Source organism: Nostoc sp. DedSLP04 (assembly GCF_034530775.1).
In the GTDB taxonomy this organism is placed as follows: domain Bacteria; phylum Cyanobacteriota; class Cyanobacteriia; order Cyanobacteriales; family Nostocaceae; genus Nostoc.
Map to the genome: position 1 here is coordinate 1 of NZ_JAVRCL010000080.1, position 26,369 is coordinate 26,369.

Consider the following 26,369-nt stretch of genomic DNA (forward strand, 5'->3'; position numbering starts at 1 on the left):
AATGGCATAACAAGTCGATGTAATGGCATAACAAGCCGATGTAATGGCATAACAAGCCGATGCATTGGCATAACAAGCCGATGCATTGGCATAATATCATGTTTGCCAAATTACCCATAATAAAAGAACCCCACCCCCAACCCCTCCCCGCAGGCGGGGAGGGGAGACAAAGCACAGCTTTGGCGGGGTGGGGTTCTTCGGGTTTAATAAGCAATCAAGCGGACATGATATCACAGGTATTATTTGCTCGATTGATGTAGCAGTTTAAGTGCGGAATATTTTATGAAGAAAAAAAAAGGATGGCTATTGACGATACTGGTTGTAGCAGTAGTAGGAATCAGCATCATCACAGGACATATTAATTCTCTAAAAGCTGCTTCACCTTTAGGGAAAGACACGCTGACGATGATTACTTCCCCAGATTATCCTCCTTATGAGTTTTATGATACGAAAGGAGGCGATCGCCAAATCGTTGGCTTTGATATAGATATAGCCAAAACCCTTGCTCAAAAATTAGGGTTTAAACTTCAAATAATGGAATCTGATTTTAATGGATTAATCCCTGCAATCCAAGCAAATCGCGCTGATTTTGTCATGGCTGGGATGACTCCGACTCCAGAACGTCAAAAAAACATTGATTTTTCAATTATTTATTACGAAGCCAAAGATACGATTGTCGCTCCTAAAGGTAGCAATCTCAAGCAACCCCAAGACTTATCACAGAAAAAAGTTGGGGTACAACTAGGAACGATACAAGAACAAAATGCTCAGAAAATTGCTAAAAAAGTTGCAGGTATTCAGCTAAAGCAACTCAATAAAGTGCCGGAAGTAGTTCAGGAAATCAAATCTGGGCGAATTGATGCCGCAATTGTTGAAGATACCGTCGCTAAAGGATTCGCCCAAGCTAACCCAGATTTAGAATTTAATACAATTCCCTCAGAAGAGGCAAGTGGATCGGCGATCGCTTTTCCCAAAGGTTCTTCTTTTGTAGAACCGTTTAACAAAGTCCTTCAACAAATGAAGGACGATGGTACATTGGCTAAACTAGTCACCAAATGGTTTTCACAGAATACTGCCGCCAATTCTGCATCTTCAACTCCTGCCAAAGGCGGATTGAATCTCGACTTCACCAGAATTCTTCCTGACATTCCCTTTATTCTGCGGGGAATCCCGTTAACTTTGTTGTTTACCCTATTATCTGTAACCTTGGGGTTAATCTGGGGAACAATCTTGTCTCTGTTAAAAATTCTCGGCATCAAGCCGCTTACCTGGGTTGCTAACGCCTACACCTCTGTTTTTCGAGGTACACCTTTGTTATTACAGTTAGCATTGGTTTACTATGCAACACCTCAGCTTACAGGTTATGACATTTCTGCATTGGAGGCTGGGGTGTTAACTTTTACCTTGAATTCTGGCGCTTATATGTCGGAAACCATCAGAGGTGGGATTCAAGCGGTGGATAAAGGACAAAGTGAAGCGGCGATGTCTATGGGTGTTCCCTATTGGTTGATGATGTGGGATGTGATTTTGCCCCAAGCTTTGAAGAACATTCTCCCAGCATTGGTAAATGAAACTATCGGATTGCTTAAAGATTCCGCGCTGGTGTCAACAATTGGGGTAGTGGAAATATTACGCAGCGCCCAAATCGTTGGTGCAAACAAATATATTTATTTTGAACCACTGTTATTTGCAGGGTTAATCTACTATGTTTTGGTAATGGGTATGACCTTGGGTGCATCCGCTTTAGAAAGGAGGTTACGAGAAAGTGAGTAATGTAATCATTCGCACGGAATTCTTATCTAAATCCTTTGGCAAACTCGACGTACTCAAAGATATTTCCACTGAGTTTTACCAAGGGGAAGTGGTTGCCATATTAGGCCCTTCTGGTTCAGGTAAGTCTACCTTTTTACGATGCATAAACTTGTTAGAACAACCCACCAGAGGGAGAATCTACTTTCACGACCAAGAAATTACCAATCCCAAGGCAAACATTGCGAAAGTACGCCAGCATTTAGTGATGGTATTTCAACATTTTAATTTGTTTCCCCACATGAATGTGCTAGAAAATGTCACCTACGCCCCGATAAAGGTGAAAGGAGTAAACAAGCAAAAAGCAGCAGAACATGGCTTAGAATTGCTGAAGAAGGTAGGTTTAGAATCAAAAGTGTCTGTGTATCCATCCAAATTATCTGGGGGACAGAAACAGCGAGTAGCGATCGCCCGTGCATTAGCAATGGAACCAGAGATGATTTTATTTGATGAACCCACCTCTGCATTAGATCCCGAAATGGTCAAAGATGTGCTGGAAGTGATGAAAGGTTTAGCACTATCTGGAATGACAATGGCGATTGTTACGCATGAAATGGGCTTTGCCAAAGAAGTTGCCAATCGGATTATGTTCCTCGATCGGGGAAGTTTAGCAGAAGATACTACTCCTAGCGAGTTTTTCCAAAATCCTCAGTGCGATCGCGCCAAGCAGTTTTTGGAAAAAATGCTTTAGAGGATGTTTGAAAAGTTTTGGGCGATTGGAAATCGCGGCTACACAAGCAAAGTCCGCCTGCGCGGACTAACACAAAATCAAACTCTTTAACCCACGTAGGTGGGTTTTGTCTGTGTAGCCGTGACTTCTAGTCGCCAAGGCTAGTAATAATTTAGATTTTTCAAACACCCTCTTAGAACATCAGGAATTTGCCGCTTTCTTTATATTCTTGAAACTTTTCTAAAACAGGGCGATCGTTTGGCATTAACGTAGGTAAGTCAGCTAAATCAAAAAATTCCAGCGCCAGCGATTCTCCATCTAAGCAAGCGAGACTGCCTGACCATTCAACGGCTCGCAAAATTAAAATGAAATTTTGGACGCGATCGCCATTGGGATAAGTTACAGTTTCAAAAGCTGGATTGGAAGAAAACCCCACAGCTTCAAAACGCTTAACTGTTAAACCAGTTTCTTCAAAAACTTCTCGTGCTGAACATTCTTCGGCAGAGTCACCTACTTCTGGACAGCCACCAGGTAGCCCCCAAAGTTTGAAATCACTCCGCTTTTGCAACAAAACGCGCCCCAAATTATCCTCTATAATCACACGTGCGCCAAATAATAGAAGTAAGCGATCGCCTACAATTTGTCGTAACTTGCCGAGATAAGAATCTGACCAATTCGCCATAATCTGAGAGAAAGTTTGTAAAGAAACTCTAAAAGTAGCAAACAGCGATCTAAATCTACTTCAGTGTTTTCACGCCAGGGTAGTTAAGAATTTTGGCATCTGAAGTTAACAAAGGACAATCATAAAATCTGGCTGTAGCCACAATAAGTTGGTCAAATGGGTCGTTATGGAAGCCGCTTAATTGAGTTGAATCAATGATTATCAGCACAGATAAATCTAATAGTTGTACTCCTGGATAACTTAAAGCAGCTTCTAGCCATTTATCAATAGCTAAAGGTAAAATTAGTCTCTTTTTCTCTAGCAATTTAGCTACTTTCCAACAAGAAAGAATGCTGATTCCTAAACCGCCAGACTCGTAATGTTGTAACCATTGTCGCTGTTGTTTAGTCAGTCGTGAATCGTTCTGAACCCACCAAACCCAAATATGAGTATCAAGTACAATCATTGCAAAACTTCCCAGTCCTCTAGGGCTACGGGTTCTGTGGGGTCGTCATAACGGTATGGCTGTGTGTTGTGTAATAGATTTGGATTTGTCTCAAATTTGGGTTTTGGCGCTGCTTGGTGGTGTGAAGTTTTCGTTTCCAGAATAATCACTTCCACAGCATCTCCGGCATGAAAGGGTAAACCGCGTAGTGTCAAAGTTCCATCTTCAGTTAAAACGACTTCTATCTTGTGAGCATTCATATTTCGACTCCAAAGGCAAATTTTCAGTCTTCACTAGAATTAGTGTAATTTTGTAACTTAGAGATAGTTTGTAAAGAAACTCTAAAAGTAGCAAACAGCGATCGCCTGAAAACAGGATAATGCAGTTGAACAGGTTAATCCTTCCCATTCAACCTAGAATTATGGCATCTACACCGAAAATCCTCGCCTTTGCAGGCAGCACCCGGATAGATTCTTACAACAAAAAACTGGTAAAAATCGCCGCAGCTGGCGCTAAGGCAGCAGGCGCAGAAGTGACTTATATAGACCTCCGCGATTTGCCCTTACCTTTGTATGATGAAGACTTGGAAGCTCAAGAAGGACTACCAGCCAATGCCCGCACGTTTAAGGACTTGATGATTTCTCATCAAGGATTACTGATTGCTTCGCCAGAATATAACAGTTCACTCACAGCAGTTTTGAAGAACGCCATTGACTGGGCATCCCGTCCATATCAAAATGAAGCACCTTTGGCTTTGACTGCTTTTGCAGGGAAGGTTGCTAGTATTATGAGCGCTTCCCCAGGCGCTCTTGGTGGTTTGCGGGGGTTGGTTCACCTGCGCTCTATTTTGGGAAACATCAAAGTTTTGGTACTTCCCGATCAAATAGCAGTACCCAAAGCTTATGAAGCCTTTGATGCTGATGGCACGTTAAAAGATCCGAAACAGCAACAATCTATTGAGCAGTTAGGCGATGGCTTAACAAAGATATTGCTGAAGCTTAACTAAATTCTTCAGGTGTTCAGTAAATAACGAACACCTATAGCAATCCGATTTGATTTCTGAATTAATCGTAGGGACTGGGGACTGGGAAGAAGGAATAAAGGTGTACTGAGTTTTTTTCACGCAATCAAATATGAGTCCTATATACAGTAGAATTCAGAATTCAGGAGTCAGAATTTAGAAGTAAAACAGGCTTTATACCTGGTTTTGATACTTAGTTTGTGTAGGTCACTAACTTGAAATTCGCTGTAAGTAAACAAATATGCCATACAGCTTGTTCATAAACGACTCGCACTGTTTCAATCCCTAATAGGGATTTTGATAAATTGCAATTCGATGATTTAGATAAAAGCTTTTCTTTGGTTTCTGTTTCAATCCCTAATAGGGATTTTGATAAATTGCAATAGCTTCTAAGTTAAAATCACAAGCTTTTAAAAGAGCGTTTCAATCCCTAATAGGGATTTTGATAAATTGCAATTTGTATTGGGCGAACGCTCACCAGTGATACACTGTTTCAATCCCTAATAGGGATTTTGATAAATTGCAATCCTTATTCAATCTAAGTTTTTAATTTCTGCCTGTTTGTTTCAATCCCTAATAGGGATTTTGATAAATTGCAATTCACATTCATCTCACCGTTCACCTATTACGCATTGGTTTCAATCCCTAATAGGGATTTTGATAAATTGCAATACCCCGGCAACAGCGCAACATCTTGGCACTGCCTGTTTCAATCCCTAATAGGGATTTTGATAAATTGCAATGATAGATGCTATGTCTGTGGTATAGAGGAATGGAGTTTCAATCCCTAATAGGGATTTTGATAAATTGCAATGCTCTACTTCTTGTTCTTAATTCATCCAAATACCCGTTTCAATCCCTAATAGGGATTTTGATAAATTGCAATAAATTTGGTGATGCACCCACCTACAAGAAAAAGAGTTTCAATCCCTAATAGGGATTTTGATAAATTGCAATAATTAGTTAGAGCGATCGCTTTTGACCAAATTAAAGTTTCAATCCCTAATAGGGATTTTGATAAATTGCAATCACGCTGGCTGATATAAGCGATCACAGCTTCATCTCCACGTTTCAATCCCTAATAGGGATTTTGATAAATTGCAATAGTTTTGCTATCTCGTGTTGCATTCTGGGTCTGGTTTCAATCCCTAATAGGGATTTTGATAAATTGCAAATATCAAAGGGTGGGCGCGGTAAGAAAGCACCTTATGTTTCAATCCCTAATAGGGATTTTGATAAATTGCAACTTTCGCTTTATGGTTATCCACAAAGTAGTGCTGCGTTTCAATCCCTAATAGGGATTTTGATAAATTGCAAGGTGCTTCCACAAAATCAAAGTACTACTATCTCTGCGTTTCAATCCCTAATAGGGATTTTGATAAATTGCAATCCTGGCTACCCGGTTACGTAACGGAGCGATTCAGAAGGTTTCAATCCCTAATAGGGATTTTGATAAATTGCAATAACATCATCTTTGCGGCTTTTTCTGAGGCTGTTATGGTTTCAATCCCTAATAGGGATTTTGATAAATTGCAAGGGCTTTGCGTCAATATCGCGATGATTCCCGAAACTGTTTCAATCCCTAATAGGGATTTTGATAAATTGCAATATGATATTCTGGGGTTCATCCTTGACCATGAAGCGGTTTCAATCCCTAATAGGGATTTTGATAAATTGCAATTTGGTTGTTCTGTAGCCATTGTGATACAATCTTTGTTTCAATCCCTAATAGGGATTTTGATAAATTGCAATGCGGGAGCCTGAAAGCCAAGCTGTATTTAGTTTTCAAGGTGCGGTTGCGCGATTATCGAGCAATCATAGCATTAGAGAATTCGTTTGGAAAGAGCGCCAGGAAAATTTAAAGGCTGAAATCGTATTTTGATAAGCATTTCAGGGATTGCGCGGATGAAGATTAGGCGACTAATGGCTTCAAAGCCTTGCTGGAGTTGGGATAGAAGCATTTTTTTTGGCTGTGAAATTTTTACACCTACCCTTCCGCGCATTTGAGATGCAGAAACCTAGCTAGAAGGAGACTCAGCAAAGAAAATTGTTTCGTCTCGTGGCTGTTCTCCGCCAATGCGTTCGACTTTTCGCTGACAACAGCCACAGAGAAAATAAAAACGAACGCTGTCAGTGTCGGGTTTAATCAATTTGGCTAAACGCGATCGCAGTTTAGCATACTGAGTCAGAGTGATATCGCACTCAAACACACTCAGTTGCATCCATTGTCCATAGGATTTGAGAATCGAATGGATTTTAGTCCGACGTTTATCTTCTGGAATGTCGTAGCTGACAACAATATACATAGAAGTGGAGGAGTTATTTGAGAATTAAAGGGGGATATTTATCGATTTCGTTCATGAGGTACTTACTTAATAACCTCGCTTGAATTTCAAAGGATTCTTGGTAGGTGCATTTGTTTCCCAAAACTGGATGTTTAAAACTCGATAGTTTCTTTTGTTGATAAGCGCGAAGAAATGTATGCAGTCCTTCTTTGGTTAAAGACACAGCACCACTGAGCGGTTCGGTGGTAAAGTCAGTTAGGGTTAGCGATCGCTTGTTAATCAGGGACAACACTACAGCATCCACTATTAAAGGACGAAATTCTTCCATTAAATCCAAGGCTAGGGAAGGTCTACCATAACGCTCGACGTGTAAGTATCCTAGATAGGGATCGAAACCAACAATATTTAAAGCACTTTGCACGTCATGACGTAGCAATGAATACCCAAAACTCAATAACGCATTAACTGGATCGGTTGGTGGGCGGCGGCGTCTGGCTTCAAATATAAATTCTGAGGTTTTGATTAGCTGTTGAAAACAACCGAAATAAGCTGCACTACCAGCACCTTCTAAGCCTCTGAGGGAATCAATACTGTTAGTTTTTTCGATTGGTGCGATCGCGTTTTCCAATCGAGTGATGTTATTATTCAAATCAACATCGGGATGTTCTCGCTGAGTGCGAAGTAAAGTGTGGCGGTAATTTTTTAATTTACCTCGCACAAATCCTCTAACTAAATGTATTGCTGGTTCTGATTCTCCCACAGCTTGCCATTGGGCTTTACGAACAAAGATATTTTTAGTAGCTTCTGGTTCTAAACGCCCTAAATATCGTCCGTTTTGTGTGAGAAATGTTAAACAAATGTGACGTTCTAAAAGTTCACTAACGACGGCGGGAGAAATAGTAGCTCGTCCTAGTACTACAATTCCCTCTAGTTTAATTAAAGGAATATCCATGATAGTTTTTTGTTCAGCTTTGACGGTGAGACGTTCGTCAACTTTACCGATAAAAGCATCAGCTTGTGTTACGTAAAGTGTTCCCATGATTTAATCCTTAATTAATTGAAAGTTATCAAAATCAATACAATTTTGTTAGCTTATTTACTACGCGAAGATCCCCCCAACCCCCCTTAAAAAGGGGGGCTTATCTTCCTCCTTTACCCCCTTTTTAAGGGGGTCGCCACAGGCGGGGGGATCTTATTTGAACAGTCTTGAAAGTTAATATGTCCTCAAGCAAGAATTTACCAGAGTATGATTTAATTGACTTCTTGATAACTTTTGACCTTATCGGTTGCTTTGGGTAAACATTGCGAATAAAGACTGCATCCTTGGCAACGTTTGCTGTAAACTGGTTTTGGCATTGCTCCTGTTTCTAGGAGATTTGTGACAGATTCAATAGTAGCGATCGCACTTTGCCGTAACTCTGCATTAATCTCTACTAATTGCCGTTGATGGGAGTGGGCATAATAGATATATCCAGTAGTTACAGATTGTCCTGTCATCTCTTCTAAACATAAGGCTTGGGCGCAAACTTGCAACTCATCGTTATCCCATTCGCCTTTACGCCCTCGTTTATATTCCACTGGATAAACTTGACCTGATTCGGCTTCAATTAAGTCAGATTTACCGATGAGTTTGTATTGCTCAGACTTTAGCCAAATTGCTCTAATTTGCCAAGTTTCTCCTCGCTGTATATCGCTTGTAGTGTGGACGCGATCGTGTAAAGTTGTGCCTTCAATTGTGTATTGATTATCAGTAAATTCCCCTGCACAAAACATCCGCCAACAGCGATGCGGACAATAGGCATATTGATTCAATGCCGCAATAGAAATATATTCAGTTTGGTTCATAACTTAGGTGGTTTTTAAATGATTATTAGAATTATGGAGAATACAGCCGCCGTGTCATCCCCATACCCATTGTTGTTTTGCGACCAATTCCTGCATACAAAGCAAAATCAGCTAAAGCGTTAATTTGCTTAATTTGTATGGGTTCAACTGCTCCCAAAATCTTGTAGTTAACTTCGCCAATAATGCCAATAAATTTGCTGCGAGAATCAGCTAATATTTCTGTGTGAATGTTGACAAATGAGGGAAATATTGACTCGATCGCAATCCGAGTCAATTCTATGCCACTGTATTTATTCCACCGTGAAAGTAGGGAATTAAATACAGATTCTCTAGTAGGAAGGGTAGTATCATACTGTCCTTGACGGAAGGCGGTAGGCGTGGAGAAAGAAAGGTTAATGGAAGAATTGCGATCGCTAGCTTCTTCGTATAATTGAGCATAAGTATTGGCATTCGCCCAAGGTTGGATAGATTGGGATGTGCCTTGAATACTAGTAATATACAAGTCAGCCGGGCCAAGATGCCAAGGGCGATTGGGATTAAGATTTAGCCAGAGTTGGGTAAGTTTGCCAAATAAAGTGTCATCTAATAAAGAGATGCGCCACCAACAAGGAGTTCCGGCGGGAATGGGTTGTTGATGTGAATATTGCAATTTAGATCCCCCCTTACCCCCCTTCAAAAGGGGGGAATTAATTTGTAGAGGGGAGAGGGTGAAAGCTTTGTCAGCAGTGGAATCGTGCAAGCGATCGCCTAATGTGCTATCTACAGAACTAACAAGAGTTAAAAACAAGGCGTGGAGATGTCTACCTGTAAGATACTGTGGTGGAATAGGCGATTGAGGTAGCAAATTCAACACTAAACTATGAGGCATACTTTCTCTTTTTGGTTGTAGACTGAGTGATTCTTGACTCTACAGTAAACTCAGGGATTTCCTGGAGTTCAGCATCACTCAAACTATACTGTTCGCAAACGAGACTTAAGCGATTTCCTGGGGTTTTGACAGCGTTAACCGAATGAGTTAAATCACCTTGAAAATAAACCAAAGTATTGAATTGGGGCTTAATTTGCCCAAGTTGGCGTTTGTGCGATCGCAATACCAATTCCCCCCCTTCCATATCTGCTGGTACGCGCACATAAAGCACACTGACAACCGCAGGCGGTTCAATGGTTTTGGAGTAGGAACGCAGGGAGCGATCGATATGCGGATCGACGCGGGAGCCTTCTTTTAGCTGTAAAGGATTGAGGTAAAAAGCATTACAACTCGGCTGGAGAGCCAAATCAAGGTAAGGCTTGAAGTAGGGAAACTGCTGTTCTACTTTTGCTAATCCAGAACGCTGGAACACTACAGAAAATCCTTTAGTGGCGACAAAATCGCGGTTGAGGTTGTTGATAGCAAAGTAAGGACAAGCTTGGATTTCTCCCCACAAGTTGTTGAGGTAATCGCTGGGGAAGGCGTTGGTTTGTTGTTGGTAGTATTTCACTGGGGATGTGAGAGAAATATGCTTATAAATTGATGTTCTACAAATTCTCGCACCATTGGTGCGAGAATTTAATTACTTATCCTGCAATAAAAACTTCATCATCTGGAAGACGTAATTGTTTAAACTTCATTGCCATTGTTAAAATTCCTGACAAACCTGTAAAAAATCTATATTCTTTCTCCATATCATTACAATCAATGATTATTGGATAAGAAATAATTACTTGTTTATTTAATTGAAAAATAACAGCAGCATTTGTTATTGGGCAAATAATTACTCCTGGTAAAAGATGTTTATTCAAAGCTTGTATTAGAGGTGTGGGTCGTATTGCTCCTCCAGCACTGCGGATAATTTGACAATTTTTAAAAGCTGTTAGTTTGTTCAGTTCTGTACTGATAAATTCTTGCCAGTTATCAGTATAACGCAATCGAAAACTCAATTGATAAGTTTCAAGAGCGCGACTGGTGACTTCAATATAATCACCATTTTGGATAAATTCGTAATAGCGCAATAGGTGAAAAGGATCTAGTCTTGTTTCCTCTGATTCATCTAAAATAAAACCATGAGGGTCACGAATGGAAAGACTTTCAAATAGACTAGAGCGAAAATCAAATAATGGTGCATAACTGGTACTAAAAACTTCAGCAAATTCTTTTAATTCAGCTATTACACGATCATCTTGTTTAAGCAATGAGTTTACGTATTCTTCTATAGTGGCTCGTCCGGCTTGTAAATCTGCCCAATCTTCACTAAAATTTGCTTTGATAAAAGTTTTAACAAAGGCTTGACCACCTTTAATATACTTCCAATCCTTTTTGATTTCTTTGGGGGTTTTTTTCGCAATAGTTTCAGCACCTCTCAAAAGTTTCATTCTATAGCGATAATCATCCCAAGTTCTGTTTCCGTCAAAAATAGATTTTAGAGTATTGAACAAATCCAAAATCAATTTTTCCTCAGCTAAACCTTCAAGCATTTCTTCCAATTCCAACAAGGGACGGGCAATTTCCAGAAATGCTTCTGAACGCCAGTAAGCTTTTAAAAAAGGCTTATCTAAACAGGGAAGTGTTTCAAGTAAGTCTTTTAGCGCGGTACGTCCCCCAGTAGTATCTAGAGAGGTTAAACCTTCATCCCAAGCGTTAGCAGGTAAGTATGCAATAGCTTCTGAATCAATATTGGTTTCAGATTTACCCAAAACACGCCCTACTCTACCAATTCTCTGCCAAAATGCGGCGCGATCGCGTGCTGAAAAAATCAACCAATCTAAATTTTGCCGTTTTGGTTTAGGATGTCTTTCAAAGTTAAATCCTACATCTACCGTGCTAGTAGCCAAAATGATTTTACATTGCATAGCCCTTTGTCTATCTTTTTTCGGTGCAGGGCCTGTAATGCGTCCGATGTCATCACCAAGTCCTTGCTGTCGCAGTAAATCTGATAGACGATTAATATTATCAAGAGAGTCCAAAATTACAGCGCCATTTTCATCAGGTCTTTCTCGAAAACGTTGGAAAACTTCTGCTGCTAACTCTGCTAACCACTCTTCTTTACTATCTGGTTTTGGTCTTAATTCTAGATTAACTGCTGTTTGTGATGGTAAAAGATTAGTATTACCTGCTTCTCCATCAATTCTTGCTATTTTCACACCAGCTTGTTTTAAATTCTGCAATGCTAATTCACAAGCTGGTTCTGGTGTTGCTGTGAGTAAAACTACCTTGCGTCCATTTTCAAAAAACCGAAAAACATGAGAATAAGCAAGATAAAACAGCATTCCTACTAACTGTTTAGCATCATAGAGGTGAAATTCGTCAAAAATGACTGTAGAAAATTTGGTGTAAAAACCAGCAGCAATATTGCCTCTATCCAAATTGTTATATGCAAAGAAAGTTGCATAGTAAAAAATATCAGGATTTGTTACCAAAAGGATTGGTGTATTCGCCCCAACATCATCGAAAATTGTAGCGGGATTTCGCAAAACATTATACAGCTTTTCTCCTGAACGACGGCCAACTTTATCGTCAGGCCAGCTTTTAATATCTTTAGCTGAAGCTGATTTCACAACATGAGGTAAATTAGCATCACGAACGAACTGTTTTGCTGCTTCTGTTTGCTGTTCAATTAAAGCATTAGTGGGAGCAATGTAAACAGCACTTTGATTTGGCTGATGTTTTAATACTGCTAATCCTGCTTTAGTTTTACCTGTGCCAGTTGGCGCTAAATCAAGGATAATATCTGCATCTTGAGATTGTTCAAATACATCTAGTTGGTGTTGAAGTGCATTCTCTATGAAATATATTTTATCTGGTGATGGACAAGCTGAAATACTGCGGGGTTCTAATCTGATAACTAAGTTTTGATTACTCATTGCTACTTTCTCTAGCGCAAAAATGTAAACATGCTGGTACAATCATTTCTCCAATTTGCCAAGCAGCACCCCGAAAACGAAGATTTTTAATGATGGGTGCAGGAGGAATGGAAATTAAATCGAACGCTAAAGCCTCTATTTGCTGTGGTAAATCAGCAGCATTTAGATAGTGTTGACTTTGATATTCACTCTCTGGTAGTAAAGTCACAGAAAATTCATTAAGTACATTCACCTTGACTTTACTCATGAATTTACCAAGGCGAATATAATTTGGTAATTGGTAATTTCCAAATACCAAAGTTTGAAATTTATTTTTGCGTTCAATCATTCGTAGTCTTCCTGTTTGCGGAAAATTACTTGGTCTAAATGAACTTGGTTTTTTACCTTGGCGTTGTAATGGTAAATCTTCCCGCGCAGTAGCAACACGGTTATTAGTCATTGCATACCAGTAAGCATCAGAAAGAGCATTGAAACGTTCAAATCTGAATGTCACTCTACCTACTGGTGAAGCTGGTAAGATATAAAAATCCTGCGCTATTGGTTGTAAATCTTCTTTGTAGGTTGGTCGTCCTGTAGCCTGACCTTGGAGGCGATAGGGGGAATTTACCTTACCTAAAGCATAGGTAAGAGCATAATTCCCAATTACCCCCTCAGTGTAATAGGTATCAGACAACTCCCTAGAGGCAAAAAAGACTGGTTCAAGACAGTATAATTCAACAAGTTTTGCCTGCTGAAAAGGAATTGTTGACATAACCTAAATCTCTACTTCAACTGGTGTATTCTTGCCTTTCGCCTTAGCCTTTTTCTTTTCAGGTGCAACCTGACGGAAGGATTCATAGGATTGCGTTAAACGCTTAAGAAAATTATCACGTTCAGCTTCTGACCAATTAGTTTCTACATCAGTTAATAAATTTGCTAATTCTTCTTCAGATAGCTGCACAGAAACCCCTCTCTTATTTTTCCAATTACCAATTACTTGTTTGCTTGCAGTAATTAATTGATTAATATTCAAAGGGTGTTCTAAAGGCTTACCTAAGACATCATAAGTAGCTTGTACAAGTTCCAGAGAACTAGGAAGTTCGGTAATACTACCAAATACACCTAATATCTCGTTTTCCATGCGTCCAACACGACTGGAAACCGCACCATAACGACTTGTGAAAAGAATATTACCGATGATATAGCGCAGTTCATCAGCAGTTACATCTTTTAGGGTAACGACATCCAAAAAATGCACGCCTGGTTTGATGTATTCGCTGGTATTTAAAGCAGTTGAGGCGTTACCTTTTTCATCGCGCATTGTGCCGGTTTCGTAGATGGCATTTATGGTGCGATCGCCTACAACATCACTAGCAGGTAAAATACTAAAAGCATCTTCAGTCCAAATGCGACTTTTTTGAGCGCCACCCCCACCAGCCGCGAAGCCGTAGAGGAAACAATCTACACACATTTCACAAGGTGCATTAGTATTTAAAGAACAAAGAGAGCCATCTTTAGGGTTAGTGTATAAAAGCTCATGCGCTCTTAAATGTTCTCGTCCGTAGCGTCTTTCTGGTGCTACTTGTTTACGTTTAGTCATTACCAAACGTTGAATTATAGTTTTTTGATTTTCACCCTCTAAACCAGCTGGGACAAATTCGCTACACATTGGTTCACCTGAACCTTCTGTGCGAAAGATAGTTTCAGAATGCGTTGTTCTTAAAACAACTAAAGTAATAAAACGTCCTTTGGGGAAATTCTCATAACTTGTTGCTAGAACTGAAGAAAGTTTTGAAATAGACATGATAAACTCCTAATTATTTAAACAGTTGTAGTTGTATCGACAAAATCATCTTCAGATTGACTTTTAAGTTGTTTACGTGCTTCTTCAAGGAAGAATAAATAAGCAGCTTCTAAAGTTTTTTGGTCAGATAAAAACTTTTCAGGACGTCCTGAATAAACCTCCTCATATAGTTTTCGTAATAGTTCGTAATAACGCTTGACCTGTTCATACTTTGTCGCACCTACGTGATGCTCACGGATACGGTCTAAGCGAGTATGATATTGTTGTACTAAAGCAGCAAAAATTACATCTAAACCCAAATAAGGTTTTTGAGAACGAATAGCAGCAATAAAGGCTGTAAAGGGTTCTGCTTGAGCAGTTCGTTTAAAAGAACTTCCCCAAATTTTTCCCTCTGCTGCAACTTGAGCAGCTTCTTTAAGATATTTAGTTAAGAGTAAGTTTTCATCCGGCATAAAGCTCTCCAGTAAAGTATTTAACGGTTCACAAATACGACTCCAAATAACACTTAAGTTTGGTTCGTCTTGTTCTCGTAGAGTCCAACGTAGTAAGACATAATAAAGTTTAATTGGTCTGACACAAGCACGAGCCAAATCATACAAACAATCATCGGCTTTCTGAATACTTGCAACAGATGTTGCTAGTTTGCCAATGCAACGTAGTCGCTCAAGAATTCTTTCTGCACTTAAAGTCTCTTTATCTTCTTTAGTTTCTTCTTTCTTAAAACGTTTATACTGACCATTTCCAAGTAGACGTATAAGTGCAGATGGAATTCCTTCTACTCTTCCAAAAATTCTATCATCAACTGTATTAGCTGATATTTCTACCTCTAAGTTTCCACTGAGAGTAAAAGCAAAGCCAATATCTAAAGACAAGGAAATTTCTAAAGCAAGCCTCAGTGATTTTAGTAAAGCTAAAGAATTATTAACATCTCCCCAAACTAGAGGAATAATCACAGATGTGTGAACAAAATCAGGACGTTTTGGCAATGCTAAACCAACTACTTTGTTGGCTTTAAATTCAAGCTGGTTATCTTTATATAATTTCAATTCATCAACTGTGACAGTACCACCTTCAGCATTTGTTGCTGCAAGTTGTTTTAAAAGTTCACGCCAAATCCTCAACAGTTCTGGAGCAGAACCTTTAGGTAATGCTAAGTGCAAATAAAGCGGGTCTTGTTTTTTGACAGCAGGGAAATTCGCCCCGACTGCCATTAATTGGTACGCTAAAGCTGCAATTGAATCTGCTTGTCTTTTCGGTTCAGCACTGATACCACCCGGTAAGCGGTTAGAAAAAGCTTGGACTTTTGTACCAGGAGGCATATTATCTGAAATTAGTTCATCTATATCAGTGGAAGTAGAACCTAAAGAGCATCTTTGTCTGGGATTTGCTTCTACATAAGCATTTAAATCATTGCCTCCATTTAGCCGAATAGCAAAAGGTAAATTTACCATTCTGCTAACGGCTGCAATCATTTCTTCAGATACTTCTGTTTCGTCAGATATTTGTGTAGTTTCCTTTCTTAGTTGAAAAGATTCTTGTAGAGCTTCTTTAATACCCTCAATTCCTTTAACAGCAGCTTTAGCAGCAAATAAAGGTCGCCCATATTGACCATTAAATGGCTCAATTGCAGTACGCTGAAGTTCAGATATACCCGTATGATGAGCGATTTTATCCCAAACTTCTTTGGGGCTTAATCCGGCTTCGCGGTAACTAAGATAAGCTGCTTTCAACCCCTCAGATATAGCAAATTCTTCTGCGTTGTTTACAGGTAATAACTGAAGTTCAGCCGCTTTTATTAGTGCATCTGCACCAGCCGCTTCACCCCACTTAGTTACATCTTTAGCAATCTTGTCTGATTTATAACCAGCTTTTTTTCTATCTAAAAGAGCCTCAACATTTACCAAAACTTCCTCAATGTTTTGTTGGATGGCTTGATGAGTAACTTTAATACCATCTTTAGTAGCTCTTACAAGTCTTTCGATATTATTCCCAAAAACTTGGTCAATTTTACTTTGCCAAACAGCAGCTATTTCTTTTGTAAAATCTACGTTTGATAATGCTTCTCCTTCAAAAAGTTCGCCATCAGGGAAAATTGCTAAAGGATTTAACCCATACTTTTGCAAAACCTCTTCGCAAGCACCCAGCAATAGGGCTGTAATATAGCCTTTGTCTTCAGAAATGCTGATTCTAAAAAGGTTACAGCTTCGTCCAAAAGCAACGGTTAATTCTTTTTCGAGTTTGCGAAAACGTTGTGCATCTGGAATTCCTAAATCAAATAAGTCCGCAGCTGTAAGCATCGCCGCCCAACGTTCAATATTTGGGTCTTCTGGTAAAAATCTTGCTCCATCGCTGACGTTATGACCTGAATGGCGCTCAATTAGCTTTCTGACTAACTCCAAATCATCTTTTGAAACAACAAAGCTAAGTACACAAGCTTTTTCAAGTTGTTCTCGTAAAAATTCCTGATTTCTAGCCAGGGTTTTAACATTGCGTCCTTGGGTATCTAATTTATTCAGGTCATGAACAGCAGTTGCAGCTAGTAGCAAAGGTCTTTTATCTTCTGGGACTTCTGCGATTCGGCTAACTGTCAAAATGAACTGACACGCAGAATCGAGGTGTTCTGCAAGGGTCGTACCTTTTCTTACGCCGTACTGATGATGATGTGCATGATTTTCGTAAAGCTGGGGGCGAATTTCAGTGAAGTAACGCTCCTCCAAAGACTTAGGAGGACGATTTAAAAGCCTATTGCGCTTAATCATGTTGAAAGATATGAATTTAATACCAAACTCAGTCTCACAAAGTGGTCAACAAACACCATAGTCTGTCTTAATTTATTGCGCCACTACTACGAGTTTTTACTGAATGAATTTTCAAGCCCTATTTTCAGGTGGGCGAATTCTGACTCTATCTAATTCAGCAGTTACAATTGCACCGGAGAATAATTCGTTTCCGTAAAGCTGAAGTACCCGCAAACAAACTATTGATTGTTCTTTCGTTGAGAGATTAACTAAGCGCAAAATACCACAGTGAGGATTTCCCCGCAAAATTGCTAACTCTCCAAAATCTTTATCAAGGGTGACTAAAATTCTACCTTCACGATAGGCGGTTGCTAAAATTTCCTCGTCACCTGGATCTTTTGACCAATCTCCAGACCAAACTACATCATACCCAACCGTTTGTAAATCGGTACGCACCCTAGCATTAATGCAAGTATCTAGTAGTATCTTCACCTTGGGGACTCTATGAATAAAGGTTCAACTCGTTCATGACCAACTAACCTTCGTGCATAGACTAAACAGGCTTGTACATCTTCCCGTTCTAACCAGGGATAAGCTTCTAGCAAAGTTTCAATAGTATCTCCTACTGCTAACATTCCTAAAATATGTTCAACAGCTAGGCGACGACCTCGAATAATGGGTTTACCGCCAAAGATTTGGGGGTTAAATGTAATTCTTTCTAGTAATGTTTGTTCGTTCATGGTTTATACGATGACCTCTAATACAAGGTTTATCGAAACAAATATTGGAGTTAAGGGAAATTCTGGACAGTTTATTTTTGCAAACAAATCCCTATCAGGGTTGGTCAGCCAGAGTTACTCTCAGGCTTTTTTAATGTCTTCTTTGATAACCCCATTGCAAGAGCATCAAAGTAATGTGATTACACTTCCCTTAATGAACACAATTATTTCTATCTGTCCATGCACTTGAGGTTAATATCCTGATTTACAATTATAAATAGAATTATGGCACAACTAAATTAAAAGTGCAAGTATATTTTGGGAATGCCAAGAAAAAAAGAAACAATTACACTGTCAATTCCGCCAGGAACTAAGGAACAACTAGAAGCGATCGCTCGCCAACTCAATATTACTTGGGGCAAAGAACCCAGTATTTCGGGCTTAATAGTGGCGATTGCACAACAATCTGTAGAGGTCGGAAAGCCTTTCACCCTTGACTCAAACCAAGTTAACGCTTTACACAAAGCTATCAAAGCTCTGAGTGATGCAGGTCAGATAGGGGAAGCTCAAACTATACTTACACTTTTGTTAGAGCGTAGTAATATTGAAGCTCCCTTGCGTCAATCGCTGATGAAACAACTGAGTCAACCTGCTCCTGCATGGCGAATTCAAATTGAAGAGTTAATCAAGAGACAACAGCCTTTCTACCTTGTTTATCAAAACTCTCAAGGTGATGAACTAGCATATACAGTTCGCTATGCTGAAGTTCGTTTCTTTGAGAGACGTTTTTACTTAATGATTTGGTGTGAAGAAACTCAAGACGTAGAAAACGATATTCCTGATTTACCAGAACTATGGCACAATCGGTGCTTGCGTCTAGACCGCATCGAATCAATGGCAACTATACCCGCCAGTGGAAATTGGCGTGGAGAACTAGGTTATCTAGAAGTGTACTTGCATTTTCGCCAAGGCTTAGTTAAAGCTTATCAACCTAAAGAAGATGACATTAAAGATGAAGTAATTGGAGATGTTCGCCAAGTCGTGCGAAGAGTAGTTAATGATTTTTGGTTGATACGAGAAGTTTCGCGCTATTGGGAAGATTGCGTGATTGTATCACCTGAGAGTCTGCGCGATCGCCTTAAACAAAAACTCCTCACCCTCTGCCAGTTATACGACATCGAAACCAGGAGTTAAGTCTTGACGAGGAGAGGGAAGCGGAAAAACTTTTGATTGCTGGAAAGAGAGTAAAACTCAAAGCCTCTCTCCTCTTAGGAGAGAGGTTTGGAGAGAGGTCACACTGTATTGCACCCAAACCAGAACCGCTATATTATGTTCCCGCACGAGAGCGAATACGATCGGGTATATGATGGCGATCGCCTAAGATTTCTAACAAGGGGCCATTAACGTCAAATTTAACCATACTTACCGACGCGACCAAAATATTCACCCGATAGCGATAGCGTCCCAAATCAATTCCCAGTAAACTGCAAAGCATAATCCGAATCGTAGCTTTATGAGAAACTACTAAAACATTACCTTGGGGATGTTTTTCTTGAATTTCAGCAATTACAGGCATAGAACGGTTAGCAATATCTACCGCAGTTTCTCCACCTAGTGGTGCATTCCAAGCGGGTTCTGTCACCCATTTTAGATAGTTTTCTGCGTAATTCTCTTGGGCAAACGATTTACTCTTAGTTTCCCATTCGCCGTAACTACCTTCTCTAAGTCCGTCACGCAACTGCATATCTATACCGATAGCATCACAAAATGGCTTGGCAGTTGCAATTGTGCGTTTCATTGGGCTAACATAAACCCCTTCCCACTTCAATTGTTGATAAACATCGGCAAAAGCGGATGCCATCTGCATCCCCTCTGTTGTCAACTCCGCATCAGTTTCACCGCAGAAATTACCACTTTGACTAAAGGTAGTTTCTCCATGTCGCAGTAAATATAAATTGAGTGTCATAGCTTGTATGCGATTGGGATAAAGGAGTTTGTGCAAAAATAAAATACCATCAATCTCGCAATCGAGTCTGTGACACCAGGACAAATTCAGAAGGCAGGTGGTCACTGAGCGTAGTCGAAGTGAGGCAGAAGGGAACCCACATTTAAAAACGTGGGATTATTGAAGTAAGGACGCCGCTAGATGCTCCACTTGGGGCAAAGCCCGAAGACCGCACTGATTCCCTTGTGTCTCGTGGCACTTTCCGCGACGCCGTGTCACTAGTTTTGCACTTTAATTTAATCCGCATCCCTTATCGTAAAATCTGGTCAATCATCCTATTGGCTTGCGAATCGTAACTACCCCCAAATAAATTGAAGTGATTCAAAATGTGATACAGGTTATAAAGCGTTTTTCTCTGCTCATAGCCTGCATCTAACGGAAACACCTCGTTGTAACCCTTATAAAACGTTGCAGGGAAACCACCAAATAATTCGGTCATGGCGATATCAACTTCTCTATCCGCAAAATAAGTTGCTGGATCAAATATCACTGGTTCTCCCGATGCAGTACACCCAGCATTTCCGCCCCATAAATCGCCATGTACTAAAGAAGGTTGCACCTGATGATCCGCCAATAGTTCCGGGATAGTTGCTAGTAACTTGTCTTGTTGGGGAAAATTACCTCCCCGTCGCCTTGCCAACTGAAATTGATAACCCAGGCGATGTTTAATATAAAATTCCGTCCAGTCTGCTGTCCAAGTATTAATTTGAGGTGTAGAACCAATAGTATTGTTAATTTTCCATCCAAAAACTTGACTATTGCTAGTTTTATGCATCGCCGCTAACTTGCGTCCCATTTCTAGCCACGAATTGCTATTACCGCTACCAAGTTCCAACCATTCCAGGACGATGTAGCTAGAATTATCAGCAGTACCCCAGCAAATTGGTTTGGGGATGCGAATACTAGCTGTTGCTAGCATTTCCTTTAAACCCAACGCCTCAGCTTCAAACATTGCAACTTGGGATGCAAGGTTTTGTTTGACGAAGTAGGTTATCTCACCATTAGAGACAGCATAACCTTGGTTGATGCACCCGCCACCAACCGATCGCCGTTGCTGACTCTGAAATTTTTCGCCAGTCATCTGACTAATATGGGTGTCGATTTGAGTCCACATGATTCAATTGGGGAGTGGGGGATGAGGGAGCAGGGGGAGCAGGGGAGCAAGGGAGCAAGGGAGAAGTTGCAGTAAGTCTTTCCCCTCTGCCTCTTGTGCCCAATGCCCCATGCCCTATTCCCAATTTTTAATTTTTAATTTACGGCTTGACAAAAACTACACCATAAGCATCTGGAGATAGATACTTTTTGGCTGCTTGCATCAAGTCTGTTGCATCTTGGCTCTGAATTATCGCCGGGTAGTTAAAGGCGGGTTCCAAATTTCCCACCAAAGACTGATAATAACCATACAACCCAGAGCGATCGCTTGGTGTTTCGTTGCCAAATATAAATCTGTTAGCTACTCGCTGCCGTATACGGGCAATCTCTGATTCTGTTATCAACTCTGTTTGTAGTTTGCTAATGTGTTGAGCGATCGCATCCTCTACAACTGCTAAATTTTCCACTGCACATTTAGCTGAAATATAAAATACCCCTTGTAGCTCGTTGCTCATGTTGCTCACAGAAATTGAAGAAACTAATCCCCGTTCTTCCCGTAAATCCCTTACCAGTCTTGATGTCCGTCCGTGTCCTAAAATTCCGGCTAAAACATCTAATCCATAGGTACAATCTAACTGAGTCATTCCGGGAACCCGCCAAACCATTACTAGTCTTGCTTGTTGCAGACTTTCATCAATAAATTCTCGACGAACAATTTCTGTAAATGGTGATTCAGGATTCAGGGGGGAGTGGGGAGTAGGGAGTGGGGAGTGGGGAGTTTTAGTGGCTTTTGTAAATCCTTCCGCAACAGTTGCGATTAATTCTTCTACGGGCAAATTGCCCACAGCCACAGCCGTAATTGACTGGGGTTGATACCAATCAGCATGAAAATCTCGCATCTGCTGGGGTTTAAGTCCGGCAATCACCGATTCTGGCCCCAATACCGCACGGCGATAGGGTAGATAATCAAAAGCTGTCTCCATCGCCCGCCGATATGTACGCCGCTGGGGATTATCCTCTGAACGCCTAATTTCTTCTAAAACTACCAATCGCTCACGTTCAAAAGCATCATCAGGAATACTCGCATTCGATACTACATCTATTTGTAGTGGCGCAAGCTCGGCAAAATCTTTGGGGGCAGTAGTTATATAGTAATGAGTATAGTCTTGGCTAGTAGCGGCATTAGTAACAGCACCCCGTTCTTCAATTCGACGTTCAAACTCGCCGCTTGCCAGTCGCTCTGTTCCTTTAAAAATCATATGTTCTAAAAAGTGAGCCATGCCGTTAATAGCATCAGGTTCGACAGCAGAGCCAACTTTTATCCATAAGTTAAGGTTTACGGCTTCAACTGGCATTTGCTCGGCAATGATTGTCAAACCATTGGGCAATTGGTGCAGCGTCGGAGCATTGAGACGGGGAAGTTTCCGCAGGGTTGAGGTCATTGCTACTTGTGTGTGAGGAGCATGTTACTCTCTTATCTTATCTGCGACTATAAAATAAACACTGCGATCGCTTCTCTACAAAAAAAGAAGCGATCGCATTAGCAAGATACGCAAAGAAGACTTGACAGCTTGTGTACTTCATCAACTTGAAATTAGCTGTATATACCCGAAACATCTATCCAAAGTTTTGAAACTCTGGATAGATGCTTACTAGACACGCTGTTGAAAGCAATGTCTGATTAACATAGGTAGAAATCAATGCCCTCTTAGAGTTGATAAGGGCTTTACTTATAAAAGTTAGCAGAAGTAAGTTTCTTAATTTCTGCTTAACTATATTGATGCAATACCCAGTCTCCTATCTGTCATATCTATCGTTTCTGTCATATCTATCGTTTCTATTATTTCTGTCATATCTATCGTTCCTATTATCTCTGTCATATCTGTCGTTTCTGCGATCGCCAATTGAAAACTCAGCTCGGCAACCATTTCTCACCCAAATACGATTTCTTCGATAGCCCCAATTTCCTCTACAACTGGTGTTAGACAATTGCCTGACAAGCCTCACTCTGCCTCTTGCATTTACCGAACAAGTATTCCTTCGATTATTTTGGCTTGCACAAGTTATTATCTCTTGAGCCGAAGCTGGGGCAGCAATACTCAAAAGTGTACCGATACCAAGACTAGCAACCAGAAAGGTCGCAGCAATTGTGGGAAGGCGCATAATCATAATAATAAAATGCTAGATTTCTTCCAAATTTCAGAAACAAAAACTATAGTAATTCTAGCAAATTGCATTCATAGCCAATGCATAAATCAGATTAAATGCAAAAAATATTTGCACTTTTAACTTCATCAAAGACAACAGCTTCTATCAAGCACTTAAGCATTGCAAGGGTTTGAACTATACTTATGCTACAATATCTATTTCAAACGTTATACAAAAATGGATACTATTAATTTTTATAAAGCTTTAAGAGGTGAAAAACTATCTAGTTCAATTGGAGATATTACATTTACAACCCATTATGTTGGGGAATTAATTTTAACTTCAGGAAGATTAGTAGCTTGTGACCCACTTGCTTTTCCTGATAGTGAAGCTTTTCAAAAGTCTTTACCAATTGGTAAATATCCTGTTTTCTTAATTGTTGCTCATTATCCAAGAAATAATGACCAAAGAGTGGCTTATGCCATAATTCGTATTAGCGAAGAAACTCCCATAAGTTGGAAATTAGGTATTTGCTCTGATGAAGAACTAGCTTCGCTTACAGAAAATGACACCTTGGGTTATCCAGTTGATTCTGGAGTTGGCTGCTTTATGGATTTTGATGCAGTAAAGATTCTTGATGATTCAATATACTATGCATACATTGCTAATCCCCAAGAAGAAAGCTTGATAGACCTGATTCAAGATGAATTAAGAAAAAATTACAGACCTACATGGAAGTGGGCAAATATTTGTATAGATAAATCTACCCAATTAAATATAATTGCCTTTTCATCAGGGTATGGAGATGGTATTTACCCAACCTACTTTGGATACGACACCGAAGATAAAATTGTTAACATTGTCACTGAGTTTTGAATATTAAAATCATCAAAATTGCCGTTGGATTATACAAGTAGTACTCCAACCCAAAGAGCGCAAAGGGTTTGTTTTGTTTCCAAAACAACGGGTGATAGAGCGCACCTTGGGTTGGCTTGTTTGGTATTGGCAATGAAACAAACGATATTGCTGTTTATGCCGCCTAATTGGATAAAGTCGAGTTAAGACTTTGGTTTATAAGTCGAAGCAACGTGTAATTCTTTCAACTGTTTAGCATCTACACTCGAAGGCGCATCTGTTAACAAACAACGTGCTTGTTGTGTCTTTGGAAAAGCAATGACATCCCGAATGGATTCTTCTCCAGCTAGCAACATTACCAAACGATCTAAACCGTAGGCGATGCCACCATGCGGCGGTGTACCATATTCAAATGCTTCTAAGAGGAAGCCAAATTTACTTTGTGCTTCTTCAGGAGATAACCCGATCGCTTCAAACACTTGCTGTTGAATTTCTCGCTGATAAATCCGCAGACTTCCGCCACCAATTTCTACACCGTTGAGTATCAAGTCGTAAGCTTGGGCGCGTGCAGTTTTTAACTCGCTCAAATCATCAGGATGTGGTGCTGTAAACGGATGATGTAGTGCTTCTAGGCGCTTTTCGTCAGCATTCCACTCGAACATCGGGAAATCTGTAATCCACAACAAGTTGATTTTTTCTGGATCGATTAGGTTAAATTCTCTAGCGATCGCTTGTCGTAATCTATCTAAAGTTTTATTAACTGTAGCAGCTTCCCCTGCCCCAAACAACAGCAAATGTCCAGCTTTTGCACCTGTGCGGCGTAAAATTTCTTGTTTTTGTTCTTCGCTTAAGTTGTCTTTAATCGCCCCAATGGTGTCAATTTCGCCATCATCTCTGACGCGGATATAAGCTAAACCTTTAGCACCGGCTTCGCTGGCTTCTTTAAATAAGTCGCCGCCTGGTTTAATGCGGACATTAGAAATTACATCGTTACCGTTGGGAATGGGGAGGATTTTGACGATACCACCATTGGTAACAGTATCCCGAAAGACTTTGAAACCAGAATCTTTGACGATATCTGAGACATCAACTAATTCCAAACCATACCGTGTATCTGGTTTATCACTACCGTAGCGTTCCATCCCCTCAGCATAAGTGAGACGCGGGAAAGGGCGTTGTAACTCAATGCCTTTAACTGTTTTGTAGATATGGCAAACTAAATTCTCATTTAGTTCGATAATTTCTTCTTGGGACATGAAGCTCATTTCCATGTCCAACTGAGTGAATTCTGGTTGTCTATCAGCGCGTAAGTCTTCGTCACGAAAGCAACGGGCAATCTGATAATATCTATCTAAGCCGGATACCATCAGCAATTGTTTAAATAGCTGGGGTGATTGCGGCAAAGCATACCACTCACCAGGGTTGACGCGACTGGGTAGAACATAATCCCGCGCTCCTTCTGGAGTAGAACGGGTAAGGATTGGGGTTTCGACTTCGATAAAACCTTCCAAATCTTCTAAATAACGACGCATGGCTTTGACAATTTGATGACGCAGTTGCAAATTTTGCGCCATACGTTCGCGTCGCAAATCCAAATAACGATATTTCAGCCGTAAGTCTTCTCGTACTGTTTCGGTGTCAGCTACAGAAACTTGGAAAGGTAACTGTTTGCGAACAGCATTGAGTAGTTCAATTTTATCGGCGTAAATTTCTACCTCGCCTGTGGGGATGCGGGTATTCAACGATTCTTCGGGACGTTGTGTTACCCTACCAGTAATTTCGACAACATATTCATTTCGCAGGGCGTTCGCATATTCGTAAGAATCTGGGGTGCGTTGCGGATCGCTGACGATTTGGACAGTTCCAGAGCGATCGCGTAAATCTAAAAATATCACACCACCATGATCGCGGCGACGGTCTACCCATCCGTAAAAGGTAACAGTTTCTCCAATATGTTCTTTTCGGAGTTCGCCGCAATAGTGAGTTCGCATAAGTCTTAGTTATTGTTTCCGGGCTAGATTGGCAAGAAAATGTCAAAGCCTTCCCATTATCTAGCATCAATAGTAATTGTAGTAGTTCTGGTGAAAGAAAAAATCAAATAATCTCACACTATATATACAGCATCTTTCATGTATTTGAACCACACCCAATACTTGTCGGGTTTTGGGGAAAGGGACTCATGTTAAAGGGGAAAAACTTTATATATCTAGCCTTCCACTCCTTTTTCCCTTTAACCGAGCAGTATTGGAACCACACCTGTCGTAGGGGCGCAAGGCCCATTGGTGTCAACTTAAGCCGAAAACTATATCCGACAGGCGTTTTGCAAATCCCTCACGCTCTCATCCCCTTTCACAAATGCTACGGTGTACACACAAGTTTGTCGACCTGTACCTTTAATGCATCGACCTGTACCTTTAATGCATCGACCTGTACCTTTAATGCATCGACCTGTACCT

Annotated in this window: 24 protein-coding genes and 1 CRISPR repeat array; of the genes, 5 read left to right on the forward strand and 19 right to left on the reverse strand. The window is 40.3% G+C overall.

What is annotated here, in order from left to right; all coding sequences use genetic code 11:
• Positions 1 to 282: 282 nt before the first annotated feature.
• Entirely contained in the window at positions 283 to 1,773 is a 1,491-nt protein-coding gene (locus RMX89_RS30715) for an ABC transporter permease subunit (protein ID WP_322691608.1), read from the forward strand.
• A complete protein-coding gene (locus RMX89_RS30720) occupies positions 1,766 to 2,500 on the forward strand; it encodes an amino acid ABC transporter ATP-binding protein (RefSeq protein WP_322691609.1) in 735 nt (244 codons plus the stop codon). Before RMX89_RS30715 ends, RMX89_RS30720 begins: the two co-directional genes overlap by 8 nt.
• 172 nt (positions 2,501 to 2,672) lie before the next feature.
• On the opposite strand, the gene RMX89_RS30725 is transcribed toward RMX89_RS30720, so the two are convergent.
• From RMX89_RS30725 to RMX89_RS30735, 3 genes are read right to left on the reverse strand one after another with little or no spacing between them, the layout of a single operon-like run.
• Positions 2,673 to 3,161, reverse strand: coding sequence for an NUDIX hydrolase (locus RMX89_RS30725; protein ID WP_322666478.1), 489 nt, complete (start codon positions 3,159 to 3,161; stop codon positions 2,673 to 2,675).
• A gap of 55 nt (positions 3,162 to 3,216) precedes the next feature.
• Positions 3,217 to 3,606 (reverse strand): type II toxin-antitoxin system VapC family toxin, encoded by a 390-nt coding sequence (locus RMX89_RS30730; RefSeq protein WP_322691610.1) that lies wholly within the window; start codon positions 3,604 to 3,606, stop codon positions 3,217 to 3,219.
• Positions 3,603 to 3,845: a hypothetical protein gene (locus RMX89_RS30735; RefSeq protein WP_322674758.1), complete on the reverse strand. Its 243-nt coding sequence runs from the start codon at positions 3,843 to 3,845 to the stop codon at positions 3,603 to 3,605. The genes RMX89_RS30730 and RMX89_RS30735 overlap by 4 nt, the downstream gene beginning before the upstream one ends.
• Before the next feature lie 161 nt (positions 3,846 to 4,006).
• Between RMX89_RS30735 and RMX89_RS30740 the strand changes: the two genes are divergently transcribed.
• Entirely contained in the window at positions 4,007 to 4,591 is a 585-nt protein-coding gene (locus RMX89_RS30740; RefSeq protein WP_322691611.1) for an NAD(P)H-dependent oxidoreductase, read from the forward strand.
• 290 nt (positions 4,592 to 4,881) lie between these two features.
• Positions 4,882 to 6,358: direct repeats of the CRISPR family, unit length 37 nt; unit sequence GTTTCAATCCCTAATAGGGATTTTGATAAATTGCAAT.
• Positions 6,359 to 6,624: 266 nt separating this feature from the next.
• Here the strand turns inward: RMX89_RS30740 and cas2 are convergent.
• The 11 genes from cas2 to RMX89_RS30795 all read right to left on the reverse strand — a co-directional run bounded on the left by cas2 (position 6,625) and on the right by RMX89_RS30795 (position 17,834).
• Positions 6,625 to 6,912, reverse strand: coding sequence for a CRISPR-associated endonuclease Cas2 (cas2, locus tag RMX89_RS30745; RefSeq protein ID WP_322674756.1), 288 nt, complete (start codon positions 6,910 to 6,912; stop codon positions 6,625 to 6,627).
• 13 nt (positions 6,913 to 6,925) lie between these two features.
• On the reverse strand, positions 6,926 to 7,930 hold the full coding sequence (cas1d, locus tag RMX89_RS30750; protein WP_322691612.1) for a type I-D CRISPR-associated endonuclease Cas1d: 1,005 nt from the start codon (positions 7,928 to 7,930) through the stop codon (positions 6,926 to 6,928).
• Between the two features lie 212 nt (positions 7,931 to 8,142).
• The gene (gene cas4, locus RMX89_RS30755; RefSeq protein WP_322691613.1) at positions 8,143 to 8,736 is read right to left on the reverse strand and encodes a CRISPR-associated protein Cas4; all 594 of its coding nucleotides are present in this window, start codon (positions 8,734 to 8,736) and stop codon (positions 8,143 to 8,145) included.
• 31 nt (positions 8,737 to 8,767) lie between these two features.
• On the reverse strand, positions 8,768 to 9,604 hold the full coding sequence (gene cas6, locus RMX89_RS30760; protein ID WP_322691614.1) for a CRISPR-associated endoribonuclease Cas6: 837 nt from the start codon (positions 9,602 to 9,604) through the stop codon (positions 8,768 to 8,770).
• Positions 9,594 to 10,214: a 2OG-Fe(II) oxygenase gene (locus RMX89_RS30765; RefSeq protein WP_322691615.1), complete on the reverse strand. Its 621-nt coding sequence runs from the start codon at positions 10,212 to 10,214 to the stop codon at positions 9,594 to 9,596. The genes cas6 and RMX89_RS30765 overlap by 11 nt, the downstream gene beginning before the upstream one ends.
• 76 nt (positions 10,215 to 10,290) lie before the next feature.
• Positions 10,291 to 12,573 carry a type I-D CRISPR-associated helicase Cas3' gene (cas3, locus tag RMX89_RS30770; RefSeq protein ID WP_322691616.1) on the reverse strand — a complete coding sequence of 761 codons (2,283 nt, stop codon included), beginning with the start codon at positions 12,571 to 12,573 and terminating at the stop codon, positions 10,291 to 10,293.
• Complete coding sequence (gene cas5d / locus RMX89_RS30775; RefSeq protein ID WP_322691617.1) at positions 12,566 to 13,324, reverse strand: type I-D CRISPR-associated protein Cas5/Csc1; 759 nt, start codon at positions 13,322 to 13,324, stop codon at positions 12,566 to 12,568. Before cas5d ends, cas3 begins: the two co-directional genes overlap by 8 nt.
• A 3-nt stretch (positions 13,325 to 13,327) precedes the next feature.
• On the reverse strand, positions 13,328 to 14,356 hold the full coding sequence (gene cas7d, locus RMX89_RS30780; RefSeq protein ID WP_322691618.1) for a type I-D CRISPR-associated protein Cas7/Csc2: 1,029 nt from the start codon (positions 14,354 to 14,356) through the stop codon (positions 13,328 to 13,330).
• A gap of 17 nt (positions 14,357 to 14,373) precedes the next feature.
• Positions 14,374 to 17,115 (reverse strand): CRISPR-associated protein Csc3, encoded by a 2,742-nt coding sequence (locus tag RMX89_RS30785; RefSeq protein ID WP_322691619.1) that lies wholly within the window; start codon positions 17,113 to 17,115, stop codon positions 14,374 to 14,376.
• Between the two features lie 111 nt (positions 17,116 to 17,226).
• Entirely contained in the window at positions 17,227 to 17,586 is a 360-nt protein-coding gene (locus RMX89_RS30790; RefSeq protein ID WP_322691620.1) for a DUF5615 family PIN-like protein, read from the reverse strand.
• The gene (locus tag RMX89_RS30795) at positions 17,583 to 17,834 is read right to left on the reverse strand and encodes a DUF433 domain-containing protein (RefSeq protein ID WP_194144152.1); all 252 of its coding nucleotides are present in this window, start codon (positions 17,832 to 17,834) and stop codon (positions 17,583 to 17,585) included. Before RMX89_RS30795 ends, RMX89_RS30790 begins: the two co-directional genes overlap by 4 nt.
• A 303-nt stretch (positions 17,835 to 18,137) precedes the next feature.
• Between RMX89_RS30795 and RMX89_RS30800 the strand changes: the two genes are divergently transcribed.
• Positions 18,138 to 19,007, forward strand: a complete 870-nt coding sequence (locus RMX89_RS30800; RefSeq protein ID WP_322691621.1) for a helix-turn-helix transcriptional regulator — start codon at positions 18,138 to 18,140, stop codon at positions 19,005 to 19,007.
• Between the two features lie 133 nt (positions 19,008 to 19,140).
• Here RMX89_RS30800 and RMX89_RS30805 read toward each other — a convergent pair whose 3' ends face one another.
• The 4 genes from RMX89_RS30805 to RMX89_RS34625 all read right to left on the reverse strand — a co-directional run bounded on the left by RMX89_RS30805 (position 19,141) and on the right by RMX89_RS34625 (position 23,079).
• Positions 19,141 to 19,779, reverse strand: a complete 639-nt coding sequence (locus RMX89_RS30805) for a histidine phosphatase family protein (protein ID WP_322691622.1) — start codon at positions 19,777 to 19,779, stop codon at positions 19,141 to 19,143.
• Between the two features lie 289 nt (positions 19,780 to 20,068).
• A complete protein-coding gene (locus tag RMX89_RS30810; RefSeq protein ID WP_322674746.1) occupies positions 20,069 to 20,932 on the reverse strand; it encodes a fructosamine kinase family protein in 864 nt (287 codons plus the stop codon).
• A gap of 139 nt (positions 20,933 to 21,071) precedes the next feature.
• Positions 21,072 to 22,352 carry a pitrilysin family protein gene (locus tag RMX89_RS30815; RefSeq protein WP_322674745.1) on the reverse strand — a complete coding sequence of 427 codons (1,281 nt, stop codon included), beginning with the start codon at positions 22,350 to 22,352 and terminating at the stop codon, positions 21,072 to 21,074.
• A gap of 355 nt (positions 22,353 to 22,707) precedes the next feature.
• Positions 22,708 to 23,079 (reverse strand): DUF3011 domain-containing protein, encoded by a 372-nt coding sequence (locus RMX89_RS34625; protein WP_416212015.1) that lies wholly within the window; start codon positions 23,077 to 23,079, stop codon positions 22,708 to 22,710.
• 216 nt (positions 23,080 to 23,295) lie between these two features.
• Here RMX89_RS34625 and RMX89_RS30825 point away from each other — a divergent pair, with 216 nt between their 5' ends.
• Positions 23,296 to 23,934, forward strand: a complete 639-nt coding sequence (locus RMX89_RS30825; RefSeq protein ID WP_322691624.1) for a DUF4241 domain-containing protein — start codon at positions 23,296 to 23,298, stop codon at positions 23,932 to 23,934.
• Positions 23,935 to 24,116: 182 nt separating this feature from the next.
• Here RMX89_RS30825 and aspS read toward each other — a convergent pair whose 3' ends face one another.
• Positions 24,117 to 25,904 (reverse strand): aspartate--tRNA ligase, encoded by a 1,788-nt coding sequence (gene aspS, locus RMX89_RS30830; RefSeq protein WP_322691625.1) that lies wholly within the window; start codon positions 25,902 to 25,904, stop codon positions 24,117 to 24,119.
• Positions 25,905 to 26,369: the final 465 nt, after the last annotated feature.